Genomic DNA, 20,695 nt, shown 5'->3' with positions numbered 1-20,695 from the left:
CTCCCTGTCCCACAGCCGCGCTGGCACTGCGGATCCGGGGATCAGCGGGGTACTCTCGGGCCTGTCGCATCGCGACGCGTCGCGCCGGGTCGCCTCTCAGGTCGGCGGTGGTTCCGTTCGACGAGACCCCGCGACGCGGGTGCCCTCCGCCTCCAGGGAAACGGCGGAGGGCGCCCTCTCCCCCCGGCGGCGTCAGCGCGCTCCGGACACGGTCAGCGGAACAGCTGCTCGCCGATGTACGACCCCTTGCGCGGTGCCGGCGGGATCGCGAACACCGCGGAGCCGATGTGCGAGACGTACTCGTTCAACCGGTCCGAGGCGCCGAGCTTCCGCTGCAGCCGGGTGAAGTGCTCCGGGTCGTTCATGTAGGCCAGGAACAGCAGCCCCGCGTCGAGCTGGCCGTACTCGTTGAGGCCGTCGGTGTAGTTGTACGGACGACGCAGGATCTTCACGCCGCCGTTCGCCTCGTGGGCGGCCAGGGCGATGTGGGACGTCGCGTCGATCTTCGTGGCACCGTCCTTCCCGGTCACCGCGAAGTCCGGCGTCGTGTGCTCGGTCCCGCCGGACAGCGGTGCGCCCTCGATCTTGGTCCGACCGAACACGCGCTGCTGATCGCTGACGACGTCGGCGTCCCAGATCTCGATGTTCATCCGGATCTTCCGCACCACCTGGTAGGTGCCGCCGGTCATCCACGCCGCACCCTCGCCCGGGTCGTCGACCCACACGAAGCGGTCGTGGTCCTCGTCCGTCGTGATGTTCCTGGTGCCGTCCTTGAAGCCCATCAGGTTGCGCGGCGTCGTCTGGTGCGGGCCGGCCGACGCACGACCGAAGCCGAGCACGGTCCACCGCACGGTCGCCGTCCCCCGGGCCATCCGGGCCAGGTCGCGGACAGCGTGGTAGGCCACCTGGGGGTCGTCGGCGCAGGCCTGCAGCGACAGGTCGCCCCCGGTCAGGCCGGCCTGCAGGTTGTCGCTCGGCAGCCGAGGCACGTCGGCGAGCGCCGCCGGGCGCTTGTCGGCCAGACCGAAGCGCTCGTCGAAGACGCCGGGGCCGAGCCCCACCGTGACCGTCAGGGACGCCGGGCCGAGGTCGAGCGCCTCACCGGTGTCCGCGCCGACGCCGTCACCGTGCGCGGGCTCGACACTTCCGACGGTCTTGCCCGCCTGCAGCTGCGCGATCGCCGCGGACCAGCGGGCGAGGAGCACCTGCAGCTCGGTCGCGACACTGGTGGACAGGTCGAAGGTCATGAAGACGCAGTACCGCTGGGGTGCGGTCTGCACCCCGCCCTGCGGCTGCCGGGCGGCGGTCGCGTAGAACGGGTGGCTCTGGGACAGGTCGATGGACTCGTCACCGTTGGCGGCCGCCGTGAACGGGTCGACCCCCGTCGCGGCCGTGGCACCGCCGATGCCGGCCGCGGCACCGGCACCCGCTCCGGCCGCGGCGAGTCCCGCGCCGAACAGCCCACGCCGGGAGACCCCGGTGCGGGCTGCGCGGTCGTCGTCGGGCTGCGTCACGCGGTGGCGACCTTCTCGGCGAGGCGGGACAGCGGGTCCTGCAGGGCCTGGATCTGCTGCGAGATGCGGTTCGCGTCGGACTGCTTGGTGCCTGCGTCCCACGTGTCGAAGCCGCCGAGGTCGTCGGCGTTGCGGTAGCCGTCCATCATCGTGTTCGTCGCGTCGAACTGCTTCGCGATCTGCTTGGTGAGGGTCGGGTCGAGCTTCGTCAGGCCCGGCTTGAGGTACGCGAAGGCCTGACGGGCACCCTCGACGTTGGCGGCGAGGTCGACGAGGTCGATGTGGCTGTACGCCTCTTCCTCACCGGTGACCTTGTTCGACTGGACCTCCTCGAGCAGGCCGGCGGCACCGTTCGCCAGGTCCTCGGGCTTGTAGTCGAGCGTCGGGACGAGCTTCGCGAGCAGCTGCACGTTCTCGGTCAGGTCGGCCGCGGTCTTCTTGGTCGACGCGGTGATCTCCCCCGCCTGGAACAGGTCCTTCTCGACGGCGTGGAACCCGCTCCAGCCGACGGCCGGGTCGAGGTTCGATGCGCGCATGTCGATCAGGTAGTCGAGGTTGCCGGCGTTGTCGGTCGCCTCGTGGCCCTTCTTGACGAAGCCGTCGACGTCGCTCTCGACGTGCTCGTAGAACGGGCGGGCGTTCGCGTAGTCGGTCTTCGCGGCCTCGAGGTCGCCGGCGTCGACGTCCTTCTGCAGGAGTTCGACCGCGGTGACCATGTCGGTGACCTGGCCGTCGACGTAGTCGGCGTAGCCCTTCGTGCCCTCGTCGAGCAGGGTGGCGGCGCTGCTGTTCGCGGTGGAGGTGACCTTGCCCGTGACCGTGAAGTCGGTGAGCTCGGTGTCCGCCCCGGGGCAGTACACCTGGTACTTCCCACCGGTCAGGGTCGCGGTGAACTGCACGGCGTCGAGGCCGGGTGCGAGGTTCTCCTTCTCGCCGAGGATCCGCTGGTCCTGCAGCAGTTCGACCTCGGTGATGGCGGTCGAGGACTCGTTCTCCACCGAGAACGTGACCGGCCCGGCCGGCACCTTCGTCTCGGAGACCGTGCACTGGTCCGAGCCGTCGTTCGTCAGGGTGATGGTGACGCGCGAGACCTTCGCGGCGTCGGTGGAGCTGTCCGAGGCACCGTCGGAGCTCGCGCAGCCGGTCAGCGCGAGGGCGGTGACGACGCCGAGGGCGCCGAGGGTGATCAGGGGTCGCACGGGCTTACCGAACGGCATAGTCGTTGCTCCTTGCAGGGTCCCCGGCGGGTGGGCCGCGTGTCGGGACGGTTTCGGGGGTGGGGTTCACGGGTGCCGTCCGACGACGGCGGTCACGGAGCGCGAGCAGCGCCTGGGCGGCGGCTGCGACGCCGAGGGCGATCGGCAACCAGGCCTCCCAGAGCAGCAGCTCGGCAGCCCGCGTGTCCGCGGTCGCCACCGCAGTGGCGGACCGCTCGACGCGGGAGTCGGGGACGGACCACACGGAGCGGTCCAGGGTCGTGGTGCGCGCGGACGGGAGGCCCCCGTCGCTCAGCGTCAGCACCGTGCGTTCGTCGCGGGTGGCGTCCAGGACCCCACCACCGACCGTCCACAGGGTCACGGTGTCGCGCACCGCCCAGCGGGCGGTGAACGGGCCGGGGTTCGTCGACGGCGAGACGCCGACCGGGATCCGGCCGAACAGGTCGACGAGGTCGACGAGCGTCAGCGTGGCGGGGCGGTCCGCTGCGGTGGCCGACGTGCGCACCCGCCACCGGTCGGCGGCCACGCCCGCTCGGGTCACGCGGCGGTGGGCCGACGTCGACAACGTGATCCGTGCCTCCTGGCCGGTGGTGGTGCCGGCGACGCGGAGGACGCCGGACGCGCCGTGGACGTCCGCCGAGACGGAGGTGGCGTCCCCGCTGACCGCAGCGGTGCGCGGCAGGTCGACCCCGCCTGTCGGCACGGCGATCGCCAGTGCTGCGGCGGCGACCGCGAGCGCACCGGCGACCGTCGCGCGGATCGCCGGAACGCGTGCCGCCGACGGACGCCAGGCCCGGGGCCAGAGGGTCAGGGCGAGGACGGGCACGACGTACAGGACCCAGCCGAGCACCTCGATCACCCGGGGATCCGGCGGGATGCCGAGCACGCCCGTGACGAGCGCACCCTGCACCGAACCGTTCGGGGCGAGCCAGGACAGGTCGACGGTCCGCTGCTGCCCGATGACGATCCACCCGGCCTCGTGCGCGCGCCGGAGCACCGTCAGCACGAGCCCGCCGGCGACGAACACCAGGAAGACGCCGGTGCCGGTGAAGAACTTCGACAGGTTCAGCCGGACGCCGCCGGTGTAGATGCCGTACCCGACGACGACGGCGCCCGCGATGCCGATGACCGCGCCGAGGGCGGCGAGACCGGTGTCCGACGACGCCTGGAAGGTGGCGAGGAGGAAGACCGCGGTCTCGAAGCCCTCCTTGAGCACGGCGAGGAAGGCCATGCCGGCCAGTGCCCACGCGGTGCCGCGGCCGAGCGCCTCGGTCGCGCTCGCCTCGAGTTCCTTGGTCAGGGTGCGCGCGTGGGTGCGCATCCAGACGATCATGCCGGTGACGAAGACCACGGCGACGATGCCGATGATCGCCTCCATGCCCTCCTGCTGCGCCTGCGGCAGGGCCTGCTCGACGACCTGCAGGCCGAACCCGACGCCGATGCTGAGCACGACGGCGACCCCGACGCCGAACCACATGGGGGCGAGGGGGACACGGTTGCGACGCAGGAACGCGGCGATGATGCCGACGATGAGCGTCGCTTCGAGGCCTTCACGGAGGCCGATGACGAGGGTGGCGAGCATGACGTAGGTGAGGCTAACCTAACCGCCGTTCGGCCCGCCAGTCGTTCGGCGTGGGGTTTGATGGTTCTCATGAACCTGCTGTCCGTCGAGGGCCTGGCGTCGGTCACGAACGTGCTCGACCTCGCCGGGGTGTTCGCGTCCGCCCTGCTCGGTGGATCGATCGCCCGGGCGATGGACTTCGACCTGTTCGGGTTCCTGGTCGTCGGCTTCGTCTCGGGGCTCGGCGGCGGCATGCTGCGCGACACCCTGCTGCAGAACGGCCCTCCGGTCGCACTCGTCGACCCGCTCTACGTGCCGGTCGCACTGGCCGGGGCGCTCATCGCCTTCTTCGTGTCGTTCTCCGAGATCACCTGGGACCGACTGTTCACCGTGCTCGACGCGGCGGTGATCGGGTTCTGGGCGGTGGTCGGGGTGCAGCGCACCTACGACGCCGGCCTGGAGTGGCCCGCCGCCATCATCATGGGCACGATCACCGCGGTCGGCGGCGGCGCGATGCGGGACCTGCTGCTCCGCCGGGTGCCCGCGGTGTTCGGCGGGAACGCGCTGTACGCCACCGTGGCCGTCGCGGCGTCGGTGGTGATGGTCGTCGCGTCCGCCCTCGGATCGCCGTCGATCGGGATCGTCGCCGCGATCGCGCTGTCGCTCGGCCTGCGCTGGGGCGCTGTCCGCCGCGGCTGGGGACTGCCCAACGGTCGCGACTGGCAGCCGAAGTCGACGCTCGGGTCCTTGCTGCGGCGCGGTCGGAGCCTGCGACCCGACGCACTCCGGCTGCTCCGACGCCCCGGACGGCGCACGGGGGCGGGCAGCGTCCGCGAAGAACACGACACGGCAACGGAATCCTCGTTCGACGACTGAGGGGTGTCATCTGTCGGTGCTCCGGCGTAGCATCCCTACCGTCGGGTATCGACCCGGCTCATGTCGTCAGCACCGAACCGACGCGACCCGAACGCGGCGGTTCCGCGCAGACGTGGTGATGGGGGCTTCGCTGATGCCGCGCGTGATCAGACGCGCGGCGCGGCAGGTCTCCCACCCCCAGCTCGCCCGCCCGGGTTCCAGCCCCGGTGCCCCGCCCCAGCAGGAACGATGAACGACGACGTCTCCGACTCCCCCACACCGAGGACCCCACGGGCCGAGGTCCGAGAACGTCTGCTCACCGCCGGCGCCGCCGTCTTCGCCGAACAGGGCGTGCACGGAGCGCGTCTCGACGACGTCGCCGCACGCGCCGGGTTCAGCAAGGGCGCGGTCTACTCGAACTTCTCGTCGAAGGAGGACCTGCTCGCGCAGGTCATGCAGCGCGGCACGAACCTGGTGCTCGGGTCGCTGCAGGAGCTCATCCGTGCCGACATCGCCGCGGCGGACATCGCGGACGTCGTGCGAGCGGCCTTCGGACGGCACGACCAGCGCGCACAGTTCGCCCTGCTGTCGGAGTTCCGCGCCTACGCGATCCGGCACACCGACCTGCTGCCCGAGTTCGTGCGGCAGCGACGGGTGCTGCAGGACGGTGTGCACGAGCTGGTGCGACTGTGGTTCGGGGCGCACCCGGAGGTCGACGCCGGCATGCCGCTCGACGTGTTCGCCACGGCGCTCGTCGCCGCCAACGTCGGGGTCGTGTTCGACGGGCCCGCGCTGCCGGGTGTCGACCCGGGCGAGGTCATCGCCGCCCTGGTCGAGGCGGTCGTCCGCCGCCGCTGACCCGGCGGCGGACGGTGCGGCGGCGGCGCGGTGCAGCGGCGCGGCGGCGATGCCGTCGTGCGGCGTTGACCACTCGGTGCGAGCTTGTTGCGCCGCACGGAGTGGTCAACCTCGCACCAGCCGGGACCCCGCCGTCAGGCGGGGCGACGGGAACGCCGACGCCCCTCGTGCGACCAGGCGGACGACGGCAGCAGGCTCGGCGGCAGCAGGCGCGACCGCAGCACCCGTCCACCGGAGACCGAGGCGTCGAGGGCCTCCCGCGCCTGCTGCACGTGCCGCACGAGGGCACCGCCGTCGACCGCTGCGACCCCGCCGGCCGCGAACCGTTCACGGTCGACGGCATCGACCACGGCGTCGAGGTGCGGGAGCGCTGAGGCCGGCAGCACCGGACGGAGTCGTCCGAGGACGGCACGGGCGGTCCGGGCCGCAGCCGCTGCGTCGCCGGGCGGCGCCAGCCCCGGCGCGTAGCCGTGGTCGGCGACGTCGTCGAGGGCCTCACGCCAGGCGTTCACCGCCGGTGAGCGACCAGCGGCGACGGCCGACAACCGCGAGCGCCGTCGGAGCACTCGGACGAGTCCGGGGGCGATGAGCAACGCGAGGACGAGTGCCGCGCCGAACAGCAGGCCAGCCGGACCGCCGCCGCCCGAGGCACCGGCCGAACCGGGCTCCGCCGACGCCGAGGGGGTCGGCGTCGCCGAGGACTCGGCGGGGGCGGACTGCTCGGGCGCGGGCAGCGGGGACTCGGGCGTCGCCGCGGTCGGGGTCTCCGTGGGTTCGGTCGAGGGCTGCGCTGCCGCGTCGGAGTCCGGCGTGGGCTCGAACGCGACCCAGCCGGCCCCCTGGATGTACAGCTCGGGCCAGGAGTGCAGCTGCCGGTTCGACACCGCGTACTCGCCGTCGGGCTGCGCCGCCCCCGCCCGGTACCCCACCGCGATGCGGGACGGGATGCCGAGCGTCCGGGCCATCACGGCCATCGCCGACGAGAAGTGCACGCAGTAGCCCTCGCGCACCTGCAGGAAGGTCGAGACGACGTCCATGCTGTCGCCGTCGTAGCCCTGCTCGACGGGGGCCGTCTCGGAGTAGGTGAACAGGTCGCTGCGGAACCACTGCTCCAGGGCGCGGGCCTGGGCGTAGTCGTCGGACGCGGCCCCGGCCACCCGCTCAGCGGTCGACGAGATGTTCGCGGGCAAGTTCTTCGGCAGCGTCAGGTCGGTCTGCAGCTGGTCGCCGCTCGGCTCGCGGAACCCCCGGCCGTCGGCACGGGACAGGACACCCGAGGCCGCGACGGCGTCGAGGTACGCGTTCGCGAAGGTCGAGGCGCCGTAGACCTCGTACGTCGCACCGCGCGGCGTGGCCGGACCGGTCGACCGCACGGTGCTCGAGGAGCCCATCCAGCGCCACTGCGACAGGTCGAGGTTGGTGGAACGCGAATCGATCGACACCGCCCCGGACGGCACCGGCAGGTACGTGCTCGACAGACCCGTGATCCGGACGGTGACGTCGCCGCGGGTCGCCAGGCGGGGGTTCACTCCCTCGGCCCACTGCTGCTGGTCGGCGGTGTCGGCCTCGGCGGCGTTCGTCACCGTCGGCACCCAGTCCCCGGTGCCGAACTCGTCCAGGTCGGCGAGCTTGAGGTACTCGGGCTGGCCGTCGGACGACCGGTAGCGGAGCACCTCGAGCTCGCTCGGCTGCCGGAGGTCGTTGCCGAGCTCGAGCAGGGTGCCGGGTCGCCCGGGCTGGATCGGCGACTGGATGGCCCCGGTGACGCCGGACAGCCAGCTCGCGTTGAGCGGCACGATCGCGGGCAGACCGATCGCGACGACGAGCCCGATCACACCGACGACCGCGGCCGGGACCGCTCGCTGCACGGGTCGGACCGACAGCCACAGCAGGGCGAGGAAGGCGACCGCCGTGGTGATCACGAGCGCGGTGCCCGCCGGCTGTCCGGTGATGATCCCCGGGACGATGAGGATGACGAGTGCGGGCGCGGCGGCGAGCGACGGGATCCGGGCGATCGCGGCGAGGAACAACGAGACGCCCGCCACCCAGGCGATCGACACGGTCACGACCAGCCGGATCGCGTCGGTCTGCGGCAACGGCGCGGGGTTCAGACGGATGGCGGCGAGCGTCTCGCCCAGGGCCCCGTCGGCATCGAGCCAGCCGAGGGGTTGCACGTCGTTGACCAGGGCTGCGGCGCACGAGCACAGCACGAGCGTGGCGACGAGCGCCACGAACCGGACCCCGGGGGCCCGGCGACGCGCCGCGAGCATGACGGCCACGAGCACCGCGACGACCACGACGCCGGACACCCACCAGGCGGTGCCCTGCACGAGCGGGCGGATCGCGAGCGCGGCGATGAGCACGGGCACCGGGGCGAGCGCGACGACCCAGGTGCTCGGGGTGTCACGGGTGTCGTCGTCGCGGTCCAGGACCTCGCGCACGTCGACGGGCCGACGCGACGGCGCAGCGGTGCCGCTCACCGCGCGGCTCCGGACGCGGTCGCCCCGGCGACGGGCACCACCAGGGTGCGCCAACCGCCGCGGTCGAGGATCCCCCGCACGACGGGGTCCGGCGGCACGATCGTCGCCATGATCCCTCGGCTCGATCCGCTCGTCGCCGTCACGAGTTCGGCCGCCTGCTCGGCGGTGCAGTTGCCGGTGACCACCGCGGTCATGCCGTGCACGTCCCGTCCACGCACCTCGGGCAGGACCTCGGTGACCGGACGGGCGTCGCTGCGGAGCCGGACGTCAGCGAGTCCGACGAGCACGTCGGTGAGTCCGCCGACGTCACCGGTGTGCCGGGTGCTGCCCGACGGTCCGTCGCTCACGAGCACGACGCGCGAGGTCCGGGCGGCGAGGGCGCGGGCGACACTGGCGGCGACGACGACCGCGTGCTCGAAGGCCTGGTCACCGCCCAGGTCGGACAGCTCCGCCAGGTCCTCGCGCCCGAGGCCCTGGTAGGACTCGCGCCGGACGTCGAGCGCGATGACGGCCTCGGGTGGTTGCGCCTGCGTGGTCTGCCGGACGTGCAGTTCGCCGCGGCGAGCACTCTGCGCCCAGTGCACCCGACGGATCGGGTCGCCGGGACGGTACGGCCGGAGTTCGCTGTCGTCGGCGGACCCGCCCTGCCCGACCCGTCCTTCGTCGGCGGAGACGGCCCCGGCGAGGGCGCCGGTGTCGATCGCGGCGAGCGGTGCACTCGCGGGGACGACGACGACCTCTTCTGCGGGCACCACCGGCCGGTCGATGCGGAGCAGGCCGAAGGGGTCCTCGACCCGGATCGTGACGGGTCCGACCAGCGTGCGGCCACGGTGCATCGCGAGCGCCTCGACGTCGAGCACGGCTGGCGGGACCCCCGGGCCGACGAGCGCGTAGGTCTCGGCCTCGGACGCACTGGCGAAGGCGTCCTCGAGCTGTTCCCGGACGAGCAGGGTCGACCGCGGGCCGATCGGCAGAGTCGTGCTGCCGAGGGTGATCCGCTCGCGGTAGACCTCGCCGACCTGCACGATCGCGCGCGCCGTGCTCCGACTGCCCCGGAGCGGAGCGGCGACCACGAACGCCATCACGATGCCGAGCACGACGAGCACGAGCAGCAGCAGCCCGGCCGAGACGGCGACGCTGGTGGTGCCCACGAGCCCGCCCCCGACCAGCCCGATTCCGATCGCGATGACGGTCCAGCCGCGCACGGTCGGACGGGGGAACGGCGTCCGCCGGAGCAGTGACAGCCCACGGCGGCCGAAGCGCCCGAGCGTCGAGCGCGCGGCGCCGGTGCGCCGCAGCAGCGACGACGGTGCCGATCGCCCCGGCATCAGGAGCGGACGGGGGTCGCCGTGAACGGCACGGCGGTGTCGGAGACGATGCGGACGACGATCTCGCGCACGGTGTCCTCGCCCGTGCCACCGAGTCCGCGCGCCACCGGCACGAGCCGGTGGGCGAGCACGATCGGTGCCAGGGCGGCGACGTCGTCCGGGGTCACGAACGGCCGGCCGAGCAGCGCGGCGTGCGCACGGGCCGCCTGGGCCAGGTGCAGCGTGGCGCGGGGGCTGGCGCCGAGCACCAGGTCGGGGTGGGTGCGGGTGGAACGGACGATCGCGATGACGTACGCCTCGACGTCGGGGGCTATGTGGACGTTCGCCACGGCCTCGATGATCCCGCGCAGCGTGGTCACGTCGACGATCGGTCGCAGGTGCGACAGCGGGTCGCCGCCGCCGCGGTTCGCGAGCATCTGCCGTTCGGCGTCGACGCTCGGGTACCCCATCGTGATGCGCGCCATGAAGCGGTCACGCTGGGCCTCGGGCAACGGGTACGTGCCCTCCATGTCGATCGGGTTCTGCGTCGCCACGATCATGAAGGGGCGGTCGAGCAGCCGGGTGACGCCGTCGACGGTGACCTGCGACTCGGCCATCGCCTCGAGCAGGGCGGACTGGGTCTTCGGGCTGGTGCGGTTGATCTCGTCGCCGATGACGACGTTCGCGAACACCGGCCCCGGTGAGAACCGGAACGTGCCCGAGGACTGGTCGAAGATGTTCACCCCGGTGACGTCCGACGGCAGCATGTCGGACGTGAACTGGATCCGGTTCACCGAGCCGCCCACCGAGGCGCCGAGCGCCTTCGCCAGGACCGTCTTGCCGACGCCGGGGACGTCCTCGACGAGCAGGTGCCCCTCGGCCAGCATCACGGTGAGCGCGGTGCGGATCGCCTCGGTCTTGCCGTCGATCACCGTCGAGACGGACGCGACGATGGCGTCACCGACCTCTCGGATGCGCTCGAGGGGGAAGGCGGGGTCGGTCGGCTCCGGCACGCAGGGCTCCTCGTCTCGGGACAGGTGTCGTGCATGCTACATCGGTCCGGTGACAGCGCCCGGTGGGCGTGTCACCGATGCGCACTGGACGGGAGGCCCGTGGAGCGTGCGCCGATCGGCGCACGTCCCACGGGCCTCCCGTCCAGATCACGTGGTGCGTCTCAGACGCGACTCACGCGCGCGTCGCGAGCGCCGCGTCGGCTGCGAGCAGGACCTTCGCGGCGACCGCGACCCCTTCTTCGCGACCGAGCTCGGTGTCCTCGTGCTCGATGTTGACCCACATGTCCGGGTCCACCTCGCGCAGGGCCTCGAGGAACGCCGACCAGTACGCCTCGTCGTGGCCCTTGCCGAGCGCGACGAAGTCCCACGCGGACGGCTTCGGCCACTCGTTCGCCCACTCGTCGCCACCGAGGTTCGTGCGCGGCTCGTCCGGCGACAGCCGACGGAACGAGTTGTCGAGCACCCCGTTGATCGCCGCGTGCGGGTTGATCCGGACGTCCTTCGCCGCGGCGTGGAAGACCAGGTCACCGAGGTCGCGGACGACCGCCACCGGGTCCATCTGCTGCCAGAACAGGTGACTCGCGTCGAGTTCGACGCCGGTGTTCGTCAGCCCACCACGTTGCACGAGCTCGCGGATCGTCGCCGGGTTGAAGACGACGTTCTGCGGGTGCAGCTCGAGCGCCACCTTGACCCCGTGCTCCCGCGCCAGGGCGTCGATCTCCTGCCAGAACGGCACCGCGACGCTCCACTGGTACTCGATGACGTCGAGCGCGGCGGAGTTCCAGGCGTTCACGATCCAGTTCGGCCGGGTGCCGCCGGGCTCGCCCGCCGGCAGCCCCGACATCGTGACGACGCGGTCCTGGCCGAGGCGGGCTGCGAGCCGGATGCTGCGGCGGACGTCCTCCGCGTGCTGCGGCCCGATCGCGGGATCCGGGTGCAGCGGGTTGCCGTTGCAGTTCAGGCCGGCGATGGACACCCCGGTGCCCTCGAACCGGGCGAGGAAGGCGTCACGTGCCCCGTCGTCGTCGAGGATCGCGTCGATGTCCGGCACGTGCACCGGCGGCAGGAACCCGCCGGTGTTCAGCTCGATGCCGGTCAGGCCGTTGCCCGCGATGGCGGTCAGGGCATCGGCGAGCGGTCGGTCGTGGAAGATCGCGTTGTACAGACCGAGCTTCATGCGTGCGCTCCTTCGGTGGTACGGACGGTCTCGGTCGGGCGGACGTCCAGCGATGCTCCGCCGGCTGCGGCGGACCGTGCCACCGCGTCGAGGATCTCCATGTTGTGCACGCCGTCGTCGAACGTGGCGTTGGCCGGGAGCGGGTCCGCGACACCGGCGACCTCGTCGAGGAACGCGCGTGCCTGGTACTCGAACATCTGGTTCTGCCCCCAGCCGACACCGGGCGCGTCCATCGCCATGCCACCTGCGACGTAGGGGTGGTCCGGGCCGAGGACGACCTGGCGGTACCCACCGAGGCGGGAGCCGTCGGACTGCAGCGCGAGGCCGATCTCCGAGGCGCGCTCCTGGTCCCAGCGCGCTGCGCCGTTCTCGCAGAAGACCTCGATGACCAGGCCGTTCGGGTGCGCCGTGGCGACCCGGGACACCTCGAGCGAGCCCACCACGGAGCCGTCGCCGAAGCGTGCGTTGCAGGTGGCGTAGTCGTCGTTCTCGACGTCGGCGAACTCCCCGGTCAGCGGGACGGTCTGCCCGCGCAGGGCGAACCCGGCGGCGATCGGGCGCTTCGTGATCGCGGTCGTGAACATGCCGCCGTTGACGCTCTGCACCTCGCCGGCCAGGAACTCGGCCACGTACGCCAGGTGCGAGCCGACGTCGGCGAGGGCTCCGGTGCCGGGGGCACCCGCGAAGCGCCACGAGAAGGGCACGTCGGGCGACGAGCCGTAGTCGGTCCAGTAGCGGGCAGAGACGTGCAGGACGCGGCCGAGCGTGCCGTCCTCGACGAGCTGCTTGATCGCGGCGAGGCCAGGGGCGCGGCGGTAGGTGAAGCCGACGCGGGCGACGAGCCCGCGCTGCGATGCCTCGGTGGCCGCGGTGGCCATCGCCCGTGCGTCCTCGAGCGAGTCCGACAGCGGCTTCTCGCACAGGACGTGCTTGCCGGCGGCCAGCAGCCCCTCGACGATCTCGCGGTGCAGCGTGTTCGCGACGACGACGCTCACGACGTCGATGTCGTCGGCCTCGGCGACGGCTCGCCAGTCCGTGTCGTGGCGGGCGTAGCCGAAGCGCTGCGCAGCCTCGGCCGCGAGGGGCTCGTACACGTCGCCGATCGACACGAGCCGCACGGGCGGCAGCGTCGGGGCGAAGAGTGAGGGTGCGTTCCGCCACGCGGCCATGTGGGCCTTGCCCGCCATGCCCGCCCCGATGACGGCGACGCCGATGCTGTCGCTCATGGTTCTCTCCTTCGAGAAGTCCGGTACCGATTCTGGAACGTTCCAGAACATGTCGGTAGACTGTAGCCCGATCACCCCATGTCCTGTCAAGGAGCCGCGTGTCACGACCCCCGACGATCATCGACGTCGCGACCCGTGCCGGCGTCTCGAAGTCACTCGTCTCGATGGTGCTCCGCGACGACCCGGGCGTCTCCGACGCACGCCGCTCGGCCGTGCTCGCCGCAGCCGCCGAGCTCGGCTACCGCCCGAACCGCGCCGCCGCGATCCTCGCCGGCACCCGGACGCGCACCGTCGGGGTCATCGTCGACGACTTCCGCAATCCGTGGTTCGTCCCCCTGCTCGACGGCATCCGCGACGCGCTTGCACCACACGGCCTGCGACTCACCCTCGCGGACACCCGTGCGAACGCCCACCTCGGCTCCTCGCCGTTCGACGACCTGGTCTCACTGCGGGTCGACGGCGTCGTCCTCGCCGCCGAGGGCTTCCCCGACCTCGTCGTGCCGGCCGACACCCCCGTCGTCGTCGCCGGCGCCCGGGCCGACGTGCCCGGCGGGCTCGACGTCGTCGCCTCGGACGAGGCCGCCGGCGGCCGGTTGGCAGCGGATCACCTGATCGGACTCGGTCACCGCCGCATCGCCCACGTCACCGGTTCGGGAGGCCCGGCTGCGGTCCGCCGCGAGGGCACCGTCACGCGGATGGTCGCGTCCGGCATCGCGCCGCTGGTCTACGGCGACGGCCCGACGTCCGAGACGACCGGGTACGAGGGCACCCGCCGTGCTCTGCGGGACCACCCGGACCTGACGGCGGTGTTCGCCGCGAACGACGTCATGGCGATGGGCGCGATCGCCGCTGTCCACGAAGCCGGACTCCGGGTCCCCGAGGACGTCTCGGTGGTCGGCAACGACGAGACCCCGCTCGCCGCCTCACCCCTGCTGCGCCTGACCACGGTCGACCCACACAACGACGAGGTCGGGCGGCTCGCGGCGAACCGGCTCGTGGAACTCGTCGGCGCGGCCGAACGGCCCGCCCCGACCCGGACCCTGGTGTCACCGTCGCTCGTCGTGCGGTCCACGACGGCGCCGCCGCGGGCCTGAGACGCAGGCCACCGCACGACCGCAGCGCGCGGGGCGGCGGTGATCCGGGCCTCCCGGCCGACGGATCAGACCGTGGCGTCTTCGAGCCGGTCGACCGCGACCGCGAGTTCCTCGAGTTCCGGGACCTCGCGCGCTTCGGCGAGCGCCCCCTCGAGCGCAGCGGCGTGGATCGGCGTGGCCGCATCCAGCAGCCGCTGACCGGCGTGGGTGAGCTCCGTGTAGAGCCCGCGGCGGTCGTCGGCGCAGAGCACGCGGGTGAGGAGCGCACGCTCCTCGAGTCGGTTGACCAGCCGGGTCGTGGCACTCGGACTGAGGGCCGCCGCGCGGGCGAGCTGCTGCATGCGCATGTGGAAGCCGTCCTGCCGGCGCAGCCCGTCGAGCACGGTGTACTCGACCACGGAGAGGTCGACGTCGCGCAGCGCGCGCTCGAGGCGCGTCTCGATCAGGCCGTGCAGTGCCGCCAGGGTGCGCCAGCCGTGGGCGCGAACGGCGGTGGAGGTGTCGTCGACGGACATCGGGCTCCTTCTGGTCGGCTGCGCGGTCGGTCGCCGCGATCGTGCGGGCGCGTGCAGTTGCTTGCGCTGATACCCCGCGTATGCAACTATCGATACCGAGCGTCTGCAACAACCAGCGTACGCGGCACAGCGCCACCGCACAACAGAAGGAACCCCCATGCCCGCGGGACTCATCGCCCTCGCACTCGGCGGATTCGGCATCGGACTGACCGAGTTCGTCATCACCGGCCTGCTGCCCGAGGTCGCCGCCGACTACGGCGTCACCGAGACCACGGCCGGCTGGCTCGTCACCGGTTACGCGCTCGCCGTCATCGTCGGGGCGCTCGGCCTGACCGCAGCCACCACCCGGCTTCCCCGCAAGCCCGTCCTGCTCGGGCTGCTCGTGCTGTTCATCGTCGGCAACACGTTGTCCGCGATCGCACCGACCTACGAGGTGATGATGTCCGGACGCGTCATCGCGGCGCTCTGCCACGGAGCGTTCTTCGGCATCGGGTCCGTCGTCGCCGCGAACATGGTCGAGCGCTCGAAGCGCGCCTCGGCCGTCGCCCTGATGTTCACGGGCCTCACCGCGTCCAACGTGCTCGGAGTGCCGTTCGGCACGTTCCTCGGTCAGGCGCTCGGCTGGCGTTCGACCTTCTGGGCCATCGTCGCCATCGGCGTCGTCGCCCTGGTCGGCGTCCTCGTGCTCGTCCCCGCCGTCCGTCAGGCCGAGACACCGTCACTGGCCCGCGAGCTCGGTGCCTTCCGCTCCGGCCAGGTGTGGCTGTCACTCGGCATGACCGTGCTCGGCTACGGCGGGATGTTCGGTGCGTTCACCTACATCGCGTACACGCTGACCTCGGTGTCCGGGTTCCCGTCCTCGGCGGTGCCGTGGCTGCTCGTGGTGTTCGGCGTCGGGCTGTTCGTCGGGAACTTCGTCGGCGGCAAGCTCGCCGCACGCTCGATCGACCGGACCCTGCTCGTCGTGCTCGTCGCCCTCACCGTGGTGCTCGGACTGTTCGCCCTCGTCGCGACCTCGCCCGTGCTGACCGTCATCGCCCTCGTGCTCATGGGCGCCTTCGGGTTCGCGACCGTGCCGGCACTGCAGACGCGCGTGATGCAGTACGCAGACCACGCGCCGACCCTGGCGAGCGGGGCGAACATCGCCGCGTTCAACCTCGGCAACGCGCTGGGTGCCTGGATCGGTGGGCTCACCATCGCCGCCGGGCTCGGCTACACCTCGCCGATCTGGGCGGGAGCCGGGATCACCCTGGCCGCCGTGGCCCTGACGCTCGTCGCCATGGGTGCCGTGCGGCGCGGTCGCTCGCGCGGGGCCGGCGAGCTGACCTCGACAGGGAGCGTCGCGACGGCCTGACGAGACCACTCCGGAGACGACGAAACCCCGGTCCGATCGGACCGGGGTTTCGTGGAGTGCGGAGACGGAGGGATTTGAACCCTCGGTCCCCTAAAGGGGACTCCACCTTAGCAGGGTGGTGCACTCGGCCGGACTATGCGACGTCTCCAAGCGCTCTCGCGAGCGCTCCGACCACCATACAGGAGGACCGAGCCACTCTCGACCCGACCGCACCCCGCGCGTGGCACGGTCGCAGAACGCGGGTCCCCCGAAGTGGGGACACCTCGGGGTTGTCTCGACGTACCCCGGTCAATAGCATCGTCGAGACGCGGCGATCACATTCCGGGGCTCGTCCCCGTAGTCGCGACACAGCACCGACGTCGCTCTCCGAGTCGGGCCCGGCGCGCCCGGTTGCCTGGCGCCCGCTCGGGGAGCGGCCCTTCTCCGGCCGTCCGGGTTCCCGAGACTCGGGCCGAACGCCCCGAGACTCGGGCTGGACGACGGAACTCGGGGCGCGGTGCCCGAGAAACGTCGCCTACACCGAGTCTCGGACTCAGAGCCCGAGCCGCCCGCGTCAGTACCCGAAGGCCTTCGAGCAGGTCTCCTGGTCGGCGGACTGGCCCTCGAGCCCGTCGATGGTCTCCGGCGTCGCCGATGCAGTCGGAGCAGCAGCGGGCGCAGTCGGAGCAACTGCGGCAGGCGACGACGGCGCGGCAGTCGCGGGTGCGGACGCCGGAGCCGACGGCGCCGCAGCAGCCGGCGACGAGGCCGCTGCCGACGGCGCCGCGTTCGCCTCGGATCCGATGCCCGTGCTGTCCTCCCCCAACGAGAACGACTGGTCCGCCTTGATCTTCGCGAACAGCTGGTCGGCGAGGTACGTCGTCGGCTGGACCTTGCCCTCGTAGACCCCGGTGCCGCCGGTCGTGCCCGGGTACTGCACGAAGTTCACCTGCGACAGCGGGAGGTCCTGCAACGCCCGACCCATCTGCACCATCGTCCCGATGTCGTTCAGGCTCTCGGACAGCTGCATGTTCGACGCCGCGGCGCGGGCCAGCTTGTACAGGGTGGTCGGCGAGGTGAGGGTGTCGTTCGACTTCACGGTCCGGAGCAGCGACGACAGGAACACCTGCTGGCTCGAGATCCGGCCGAGGTCGGAACCGTCACCGACGCCGTGCCGGGTCCGGAGGAACGCGAGGGCTTCGTCGCCCTGCAGGGTCGAGGTGCCGGCGGGCAGGTCGAGCCCGGTGTACGGGTCCTGGATCGGCTGCGCCACGCAGACCGGCACGCCACCGATCGCGTTCGACATCTCGATGACGCCGTTGAACGAGACCGCGGCCGAGTACTGGATGTCCAGGCCGGTGAGCCCCTGCACGGTCTGGGTCACGCAGTTCAGCCCGCCGTCGCTGAACGAGGTGTTGATCGGCTGCGCGGCCATGGCCGGTGCGGTGCCGGAGCCGTCGGTCTTCTTGCACGCGGGGATCGGAGTGACGAGGTCGCGGGGGATGCTCACCGCGGTCGCGTTGGTGTGGTCGGCCGAGACGTGGAGCAGGATGTTGACGTCGTTGAGGGTGGCGTCGCGCTCCCCGAACTCCGCGGACTGGTCCGGGTCGTTGTCCGTCCCGACGACGAGCATGTTGAAGCCGCCCGCGTACGCGCTGAGTGACGGGGCCTTCGTGCCGTTCGACTGCGGCGCCGCCTGGCCCTCGATCTGCACACCGTCGCCGAGGTCGTCCGTCACCTGTTTCGCGGCGATGGCTGCCACCGAAGCGGTGCTGACGAGCGCGACCGCGGCCACACTCGCGACCAGCGCAGCGACGGTCCGGAAGGGTGCGGACCGACGGAGACGTCCGTGCCGTGCGATCCCGTCGGCCCGGTTGAGACGGTGGGATCGATCGCGGACGTCGTTCACGGGCTCTCCTGTCGTCGGTGGACGCGCCGGGGACGGCAGCCGGTCAAGGCTGCCACGGAGACGCCTGGCGATCCAGTGCGAACGACGTCGGAGCGGACGCACCGATCCGCCGTCGACCCCCGGATCCGCGGGGCTCGATGCGGACCTGTGCGAACGCGCAGCCGAGGGGATTCAGGATGCCACGGCCACCCGGAACCGATCCGGCAGGGCGATGAGCGCCGTGGCGAGCTCGAGCAACGCTGCCGCGCAGTCGTCGGCCGCGTCGCGCTCCGCTGCCCGCGCGGCCTGGTCGACGAGTTCGAGCCGTCGCGCCCGGTCGACCACGGCGTCGATCCCGTTGGCCAGGGCGACGTCGTCGGTGAAGAACATGTCGAGCACGGTGCGCTGCGACAGCATCCAGTCGGCGCTGACCGAGGCGCCGCTCCGGCGGAGGAACCACGCGACGAGCTCGACGAAGGCCCCGGCTTCGGTCCAGCACTCGCGGAGCCAGGCCGGGTCGAAGCGGTCGTCGTGGCCCGTGCCGCTCACCGGCGGGTCGACCACCAGGGCCCGGGCGATGCGCACGCGCTCGGTCATCTGCCCGACGGTCCACCGCGTGATCACCACGCCGACGTACCGCTGCACGGTGACGAGCTGGTGCGACTCGAGCGAGACAAGGGCTTCGCGCACCGGCGTGCGGGAGACCCGCATGTCCTCGGCGATGGTGTCGAGGCGCAGGCGCTGCCCGCGGCGGTACTCGCCGCGCAGCACGTTCTCGAGCAAGCGGAGGAAGACCGCGTCGCGCAGCAGACTGCGCCGGAGGCCGTGGGGATCGCGGTCGCCCCGGCCGACGCGCATCGGTGACTGCTCCATCGCGCCAGCCTCACGCACGGTGGTCGCCCTGGGCGACCGCACCGGCACCGTCGTGGATCGTCTCGCTGGGTGTCGCGCTGTGGAGGAGTGCCATGCCAGCACGGTGACACCCCGACGGCGGCCGTGCTAAACACTCTGAATACAGAATGTTGCGTGACCGCCCTCGGCGGTCAGCGCCGCTGCTGCTCCGCGTCCCCGGTCAGGACGGACAGGGGTTGCGTGACGTCCTCGAGCCCCTTCCGCGCCGCATCGACCCCGAAGACCAGGGCTATCACCCCACCGCCGATCATCACCGCTGAGCCGAGCAAGTACCCCCAGAAGAGCGGATCACGCGACGACCCGTCCCCGATGAAGGCTCCGTAGATCAGCGGCGCGACCGCACCGAAGACCTGCGCGAGGGCGAAGAAGTACGAGATGGCCTGCGACCGGAGCTCGAGGGGGAAGATCTCGCTGACCGTCAGGTACGCACTCGAGGCACCGGCGGAAGCGAAGAAGAACGACACGCACCAGAAGGCCACCTGCACCGTCGCCGAGATCGCGTCGGCACGGAACAGGAACGCCGAGGTGGCCAGGACGAGCCCGGACACCAGGTACGTCAGGAAGATCATCTGCCGGCGGCCCCACGTGTCGAAGAACCGACCGAGGATGATCGGTCCGAGCAGGTTGCCGATCGCGAACGGGAAGAAGTAGATCGACGTCTGCGCGGTCTTCAGGCCGAAGAAGTTCGTCAGGACGAGCGCGTAGGTGAAGAAGATCGCGTTGTAGAGGAACGCCTGCGTGATCATCATCGACGCCCCGACCAGGGTGCGCGTCGGGTACTGCTTGAGCAGCACGCGCGCGATGGTCAGGAACCCGACACGGTCGGTCGGCGTGACGGTCATGGCCTTCGACTCGTCGACGTCCGGCAGCCGCTTGCCGGTGGACTTCTCGACCGCCTCCTCGATCTGGGTGACGGTCGCTTCGGCCTCTTCCTCGCGCCCGTGGGTCATGAGCCATCGTGGGCTCTCGGGGATGTGCCGCCGCAGGAAGATGATCGCGATGCCGAGCACCGGGCCGAGGAAGAAGCCGATGCGCCAGCCGATGCTCTCCGAGAAGTTGGCCGTGTCGAGCAGGTAGATGTTCGCGAAGGCACCGAGCGCGGCGCCGCCCCAGTAGGTGCCGTTGATCGCGATGTCGACGTGGCCGCGGTACTTCGCCGGGATCAGTTCGTCGATCGCGGAGTTGATCGCCGCGTACTCGCCGCCGATGCCGAGGCCCGCGACGAACCGGAACGCGGCCAGGAACCAGAAGTCCTGGGCGAGGCCGGCGATGCCGGAACCGATCAGGTAGATCGCGAGCGTCAGGATGAAGAGCTTGCGCCGCCCGAGTCGGTCGGACATGCGTCCGAACACCAGCGCGCCGACCACCTGGCCGACCAGGTAGATCGTGCCGAGGGAGGTCACCTGTTGCGTCGACAGGTTGAGGTCGGCCTGGAAGCCCGCGTTGGAGACGATCTGGATCTCCAGCCCGTCCAGGATCCAGGAGACCCCGAGTCCGACGACGACACTCCAGTGGAACCGCGTCCACGGCAGTCTGTCCATCCTGGCGGGGACCAGGCTCTTGATCGCCCCGTTCGTGCTGCTCACGAGAGGGGAACGTACGCCGAGATCGGCGAGATGGTTCAGATTCGGTACGACGGGGCCGGCTCGGAGCCGGATCCCCCTATCGAATCCGGCTCCGATGCCGGAGTCTCAATCATTGCGGTTGCTATGGAAACCCACAAGCGGACGGGAGGCCCGCTGCCA

At 71.7% G+C, this 20,695-nt stretch carries 16 protein-coding genes and 1 tRNA gene; 4 read left to right on the top strand and 13 right to left on the bottom strand.

Annotated features, from left to right (window positions below):
* Nucleotides 1-212: 212 nt before the first annotated feature.
* Genes efeB through efeU form a run of 3 tightly spaced genes read right to left on the bottom strand, consistent with a single transcriptional unit; the run spans nucleotide 213 to nucleotide 4,313 of the window.
* Complete coding sequence (efeB, locus tag OGL88_RS04560; protein WP_263090044.1) at nucleotides 213-1,514, bottom strand: iron uptake transporter deferrochelatase/peroxidase subunit; 1,302 nt, start codon at nucleotides 1,512-1,514, stop codon at nucleotides 213-215.
* On the bottom strand, nucleotides 1,511-2,713 hold the full coding sequence (gene efeO / locus OGL88_RS04555; protein ID WP_263090043.1) for an iron uptake system protein EfeO: 1,203 nt from the start codon (nucleotides 2,711-2,713) through the stop codon (nucleotides 1,511-1,513). The genes efeB and efeO overlap by 4 nt, the downstream gene beginning before the upstream one ends.
* A gap of 4 nt (nucleotides 2,714-2,717) precedes the next feature.
* Nucleotides 2,718-4,313 (bottom strand): iron uptake transporter permease EfeU, encoded by a 1,596-nt coding sequence (gene efeU, locus OGL88_RS04550; protein ID WP_263090041.1) that lies wholly within the window; start codon nucleotides 4,311-4,313, stop codon nucleotides 2,718-2,720.
* 69 nt (nucleotides 4,314-4,382) lie between these two features.
* Here efeU and OGL88_RS04545 point away from each other — a divergent pair, with 69 nt between their 5' ends.
* Both OGL88_RS04545 and OGL88_RS04540 read left to right on the top strand, forming a co-directional pair.
* Nucleotides 4,383-5,168, top strand: a complete 786-nt coding sequence (locus tag OGL88_RS04545; RefSeq protein ID WP_263090039.1) for a trimeric intracellular cation channel family protein — start codon at nucleotides 4,383-4,385, stop codon at nucleotides 5,166-5,168.
* Nucleotides 5,169-5,396: 228 nt separating this feature from the next.
* Nucleotides 5,397-6,005, top strand: a complete 609-nt coding sequence (locus OGL88_RS04540; RefSeq protein WP_263090038.1) for a TetR/AcrR family transcriptional regulator — start codon at nucleotides 5,397-5,399, stop codon at nucleotides 6,003-6,005.
* A gap of 134 nt (nucleotides 6,006-6,139) precedes the next feature.
* On the opposite strand, the gene OGL88_RS04535 is transcribed toward OGL88_RS04540, so the two are convergent.
* The 5 genes from OGL88_RS04535 to OGL88_RS04515 form a co-directional block, all read right to left on the bottom strand.
* Entirely contained in the window at nucleotides 6,140-8,485 is a 2,346-nt protein-coding gene (locus OGL88_RS04535) for a transglutaminase family protein (protein ID WP_263090036.1), read from the bottom strand.
* Nucleotides 8,482-9,813, bottom strand: a complete 1,332-nt coding sequence (locus OGL88_RS04530; RefSeq protein WP_263090034.1) for a DUF58 domain-containing protein — start codon at nucleotides 9,811-9,813, stop codon at nucleotides 8,482-8,484. The genes OGL88_RS04535 and OGL88_RS04530 overlap by 4 nt, the downstream gene beginning before the upstream one ends.
* On the bottom strand, nucleotides 9,813-10,805 hold the full coding sequence (locus OGL88_RS04525; RefSeq protein WP_235035938.1) for an AAA family ATPase: 993 nt from the start codon (nucleotides 10,803-10,805) through the stop codon (nucleotides 9,813-9,815). The genes OGL88_RS04530 and OGL88_RS04525 overlap by 1 nt, the downstream gene beginning before the upstream one ends.
* 172 nt (nucleotides 10,806-10,977) lie before the next feature.
* Nucleotides 10,978-11,982 (bottom strand): sugar phosphate isomerase/epimerase family protein, encoded by a 1,005-nt coding sequence (locus OGL88_RS04520; protein ID WP_263090031.1) that lies wholly within the window; start codon nucleotides 11,980-11,982, stop codon nucleotides 10,978-10,980.
* The gene (locus OGL88_RS04515) at nucleotides 11,979-13,208 is read right to left on the bottom strand and encodes a Gfo/Idh/MocA family protein (protein WP_263090028.1); all 1,230 of its coding nucleotides are present in this window, start codon (nucleotides 13,206-13,208) and stop codon (nucleotides 11,979-11,981) included. The genes OGL88_RS04520 and OGL88_RS04515 overlap by 4 nt, the downstream gene beginning before the upstream one ends.
* A gap of 98 nt (nucleotides 13,209-13,306) precedes the next feature.
* Between OGL88_RS04515 and OGL88_RS04510 the strand changes: the two genes are divergently transcribed.
* Nucleotides 13,307-14,302: a LacI family DNA-binding transcriptional regulator gene (locus tag OGL88_RS04510; protein WP_263090026.1), complete on the top strand. Its 996-nt coding sequence runs from the start codon at nucleotides 13,307-13,309 to the stop codon at nucleotides 14,300-14,302.
* Between the two features lie 65 nt (nucleotides 14,303-14,367).
* Here the strand turns inward: OGL88_RS04510 and OGL88_RS04505 are convergent, their stop codons facing one another.
* Nucleotides 14,368-14,817 carry a MarR family winged helix-turn-helix transcriptional regulator gene (locus OGL88_RS04505; protein WP_263090025.1) on the bottom strand — a complete coding sequence of 150 codons (450 nt, stop codon included), beginning with the start codon at nucleotides 14,815-14,817 and terminating at the stop codon, nucleotides 14,368-14,370.
* Between the two features lie 157 nt (nucleotides 14,818-14,974).
* Here OGL88_RS04505 and OGL88_RS04500 point away from each other — a divergent pair, with 157 nt between their 5' ends.
* Nucleotides 14,975-16,171 (top strand): MFS transporter, encoded by a 1,197-nt coding sequence (locus OGL88_RS04500; RefSeq protein WP_263090024.1) that lies wholly within the window; start codon nucleotides 14,975-14,977, stop codon nucleotides 16,169-16,171.
* 59 nt (nucleotides 16,172-16,230) lie between these two features.
* Here OGL88_RS04500 and OGL88_RS04495 read toward each other — a convergent pair.
* The 4 genes from OGL88_RS04495 to OGL88_RS04480 form a co-directional block, all read right to left on the bottom strand.
* Nucleotides 16,231-16,319: transfer RNA gene (locus OGL88_RS04495), tRNA-Ser, on the bottom strand.
* Nucleotides 16,320-16,724: 405 nt separating this feature from the next.
* The gene (locus OGL88_RS04490; RefSeq protein WP_263090023.1) at nucleotides 16,725-18,059 is read right to left on the bottom strand and encodes an LCP family protein; all 1,335 of its coding nucleotides are present in this window, start codon (nucleotides 18,057-18,059) and stop codon (nucleotides 16,725-16,727) included.
* Between the two features lie 171 nt (nucleotides 18,060-18,230).
* Nucleotides 18,231-18,911, bottom strand: a complete 681-nt coding sequence (locus OGL88_RS04485; protein WP_205462989.1) for a GntR family transcriptional regulator — start codon at nucleotides 18,909-18,911, stop codon at nucleotides 18,231-18,233.
* A gap of 170 nt (nucleotides 18,912-19,081) precedes the next feature.
* Nucleotides 19,082-20,536 carry an MFS transporter gene (locus OGL88_RS04480; protein ID WP_308202602.1) on the bottom strand — a complete coding sequence of 485 codons (1,455 nt, stop codon included), beginning with the start codon at nucleotides 20,534-20,536 and terminating at the stop codon, nucleotides 19,082-19,084.
* Nucleotides 20,537-20,695 lie beyond the last annotated feature (159 nt).

The sequence above is a fragment of the Curtobacterium sp. RIT-PI-V genome (assembly GCF_025642935.1).
GTDB lineage: Bacteria > Actinomycetota > Actinomycetes > Actinomycetales > Microbacteriaceae > Curtobacterium.
Note: the sequence above shows the minus strand (reverse complement) of the source record. Positions and strands in the feature narration are given on the sequence as shown.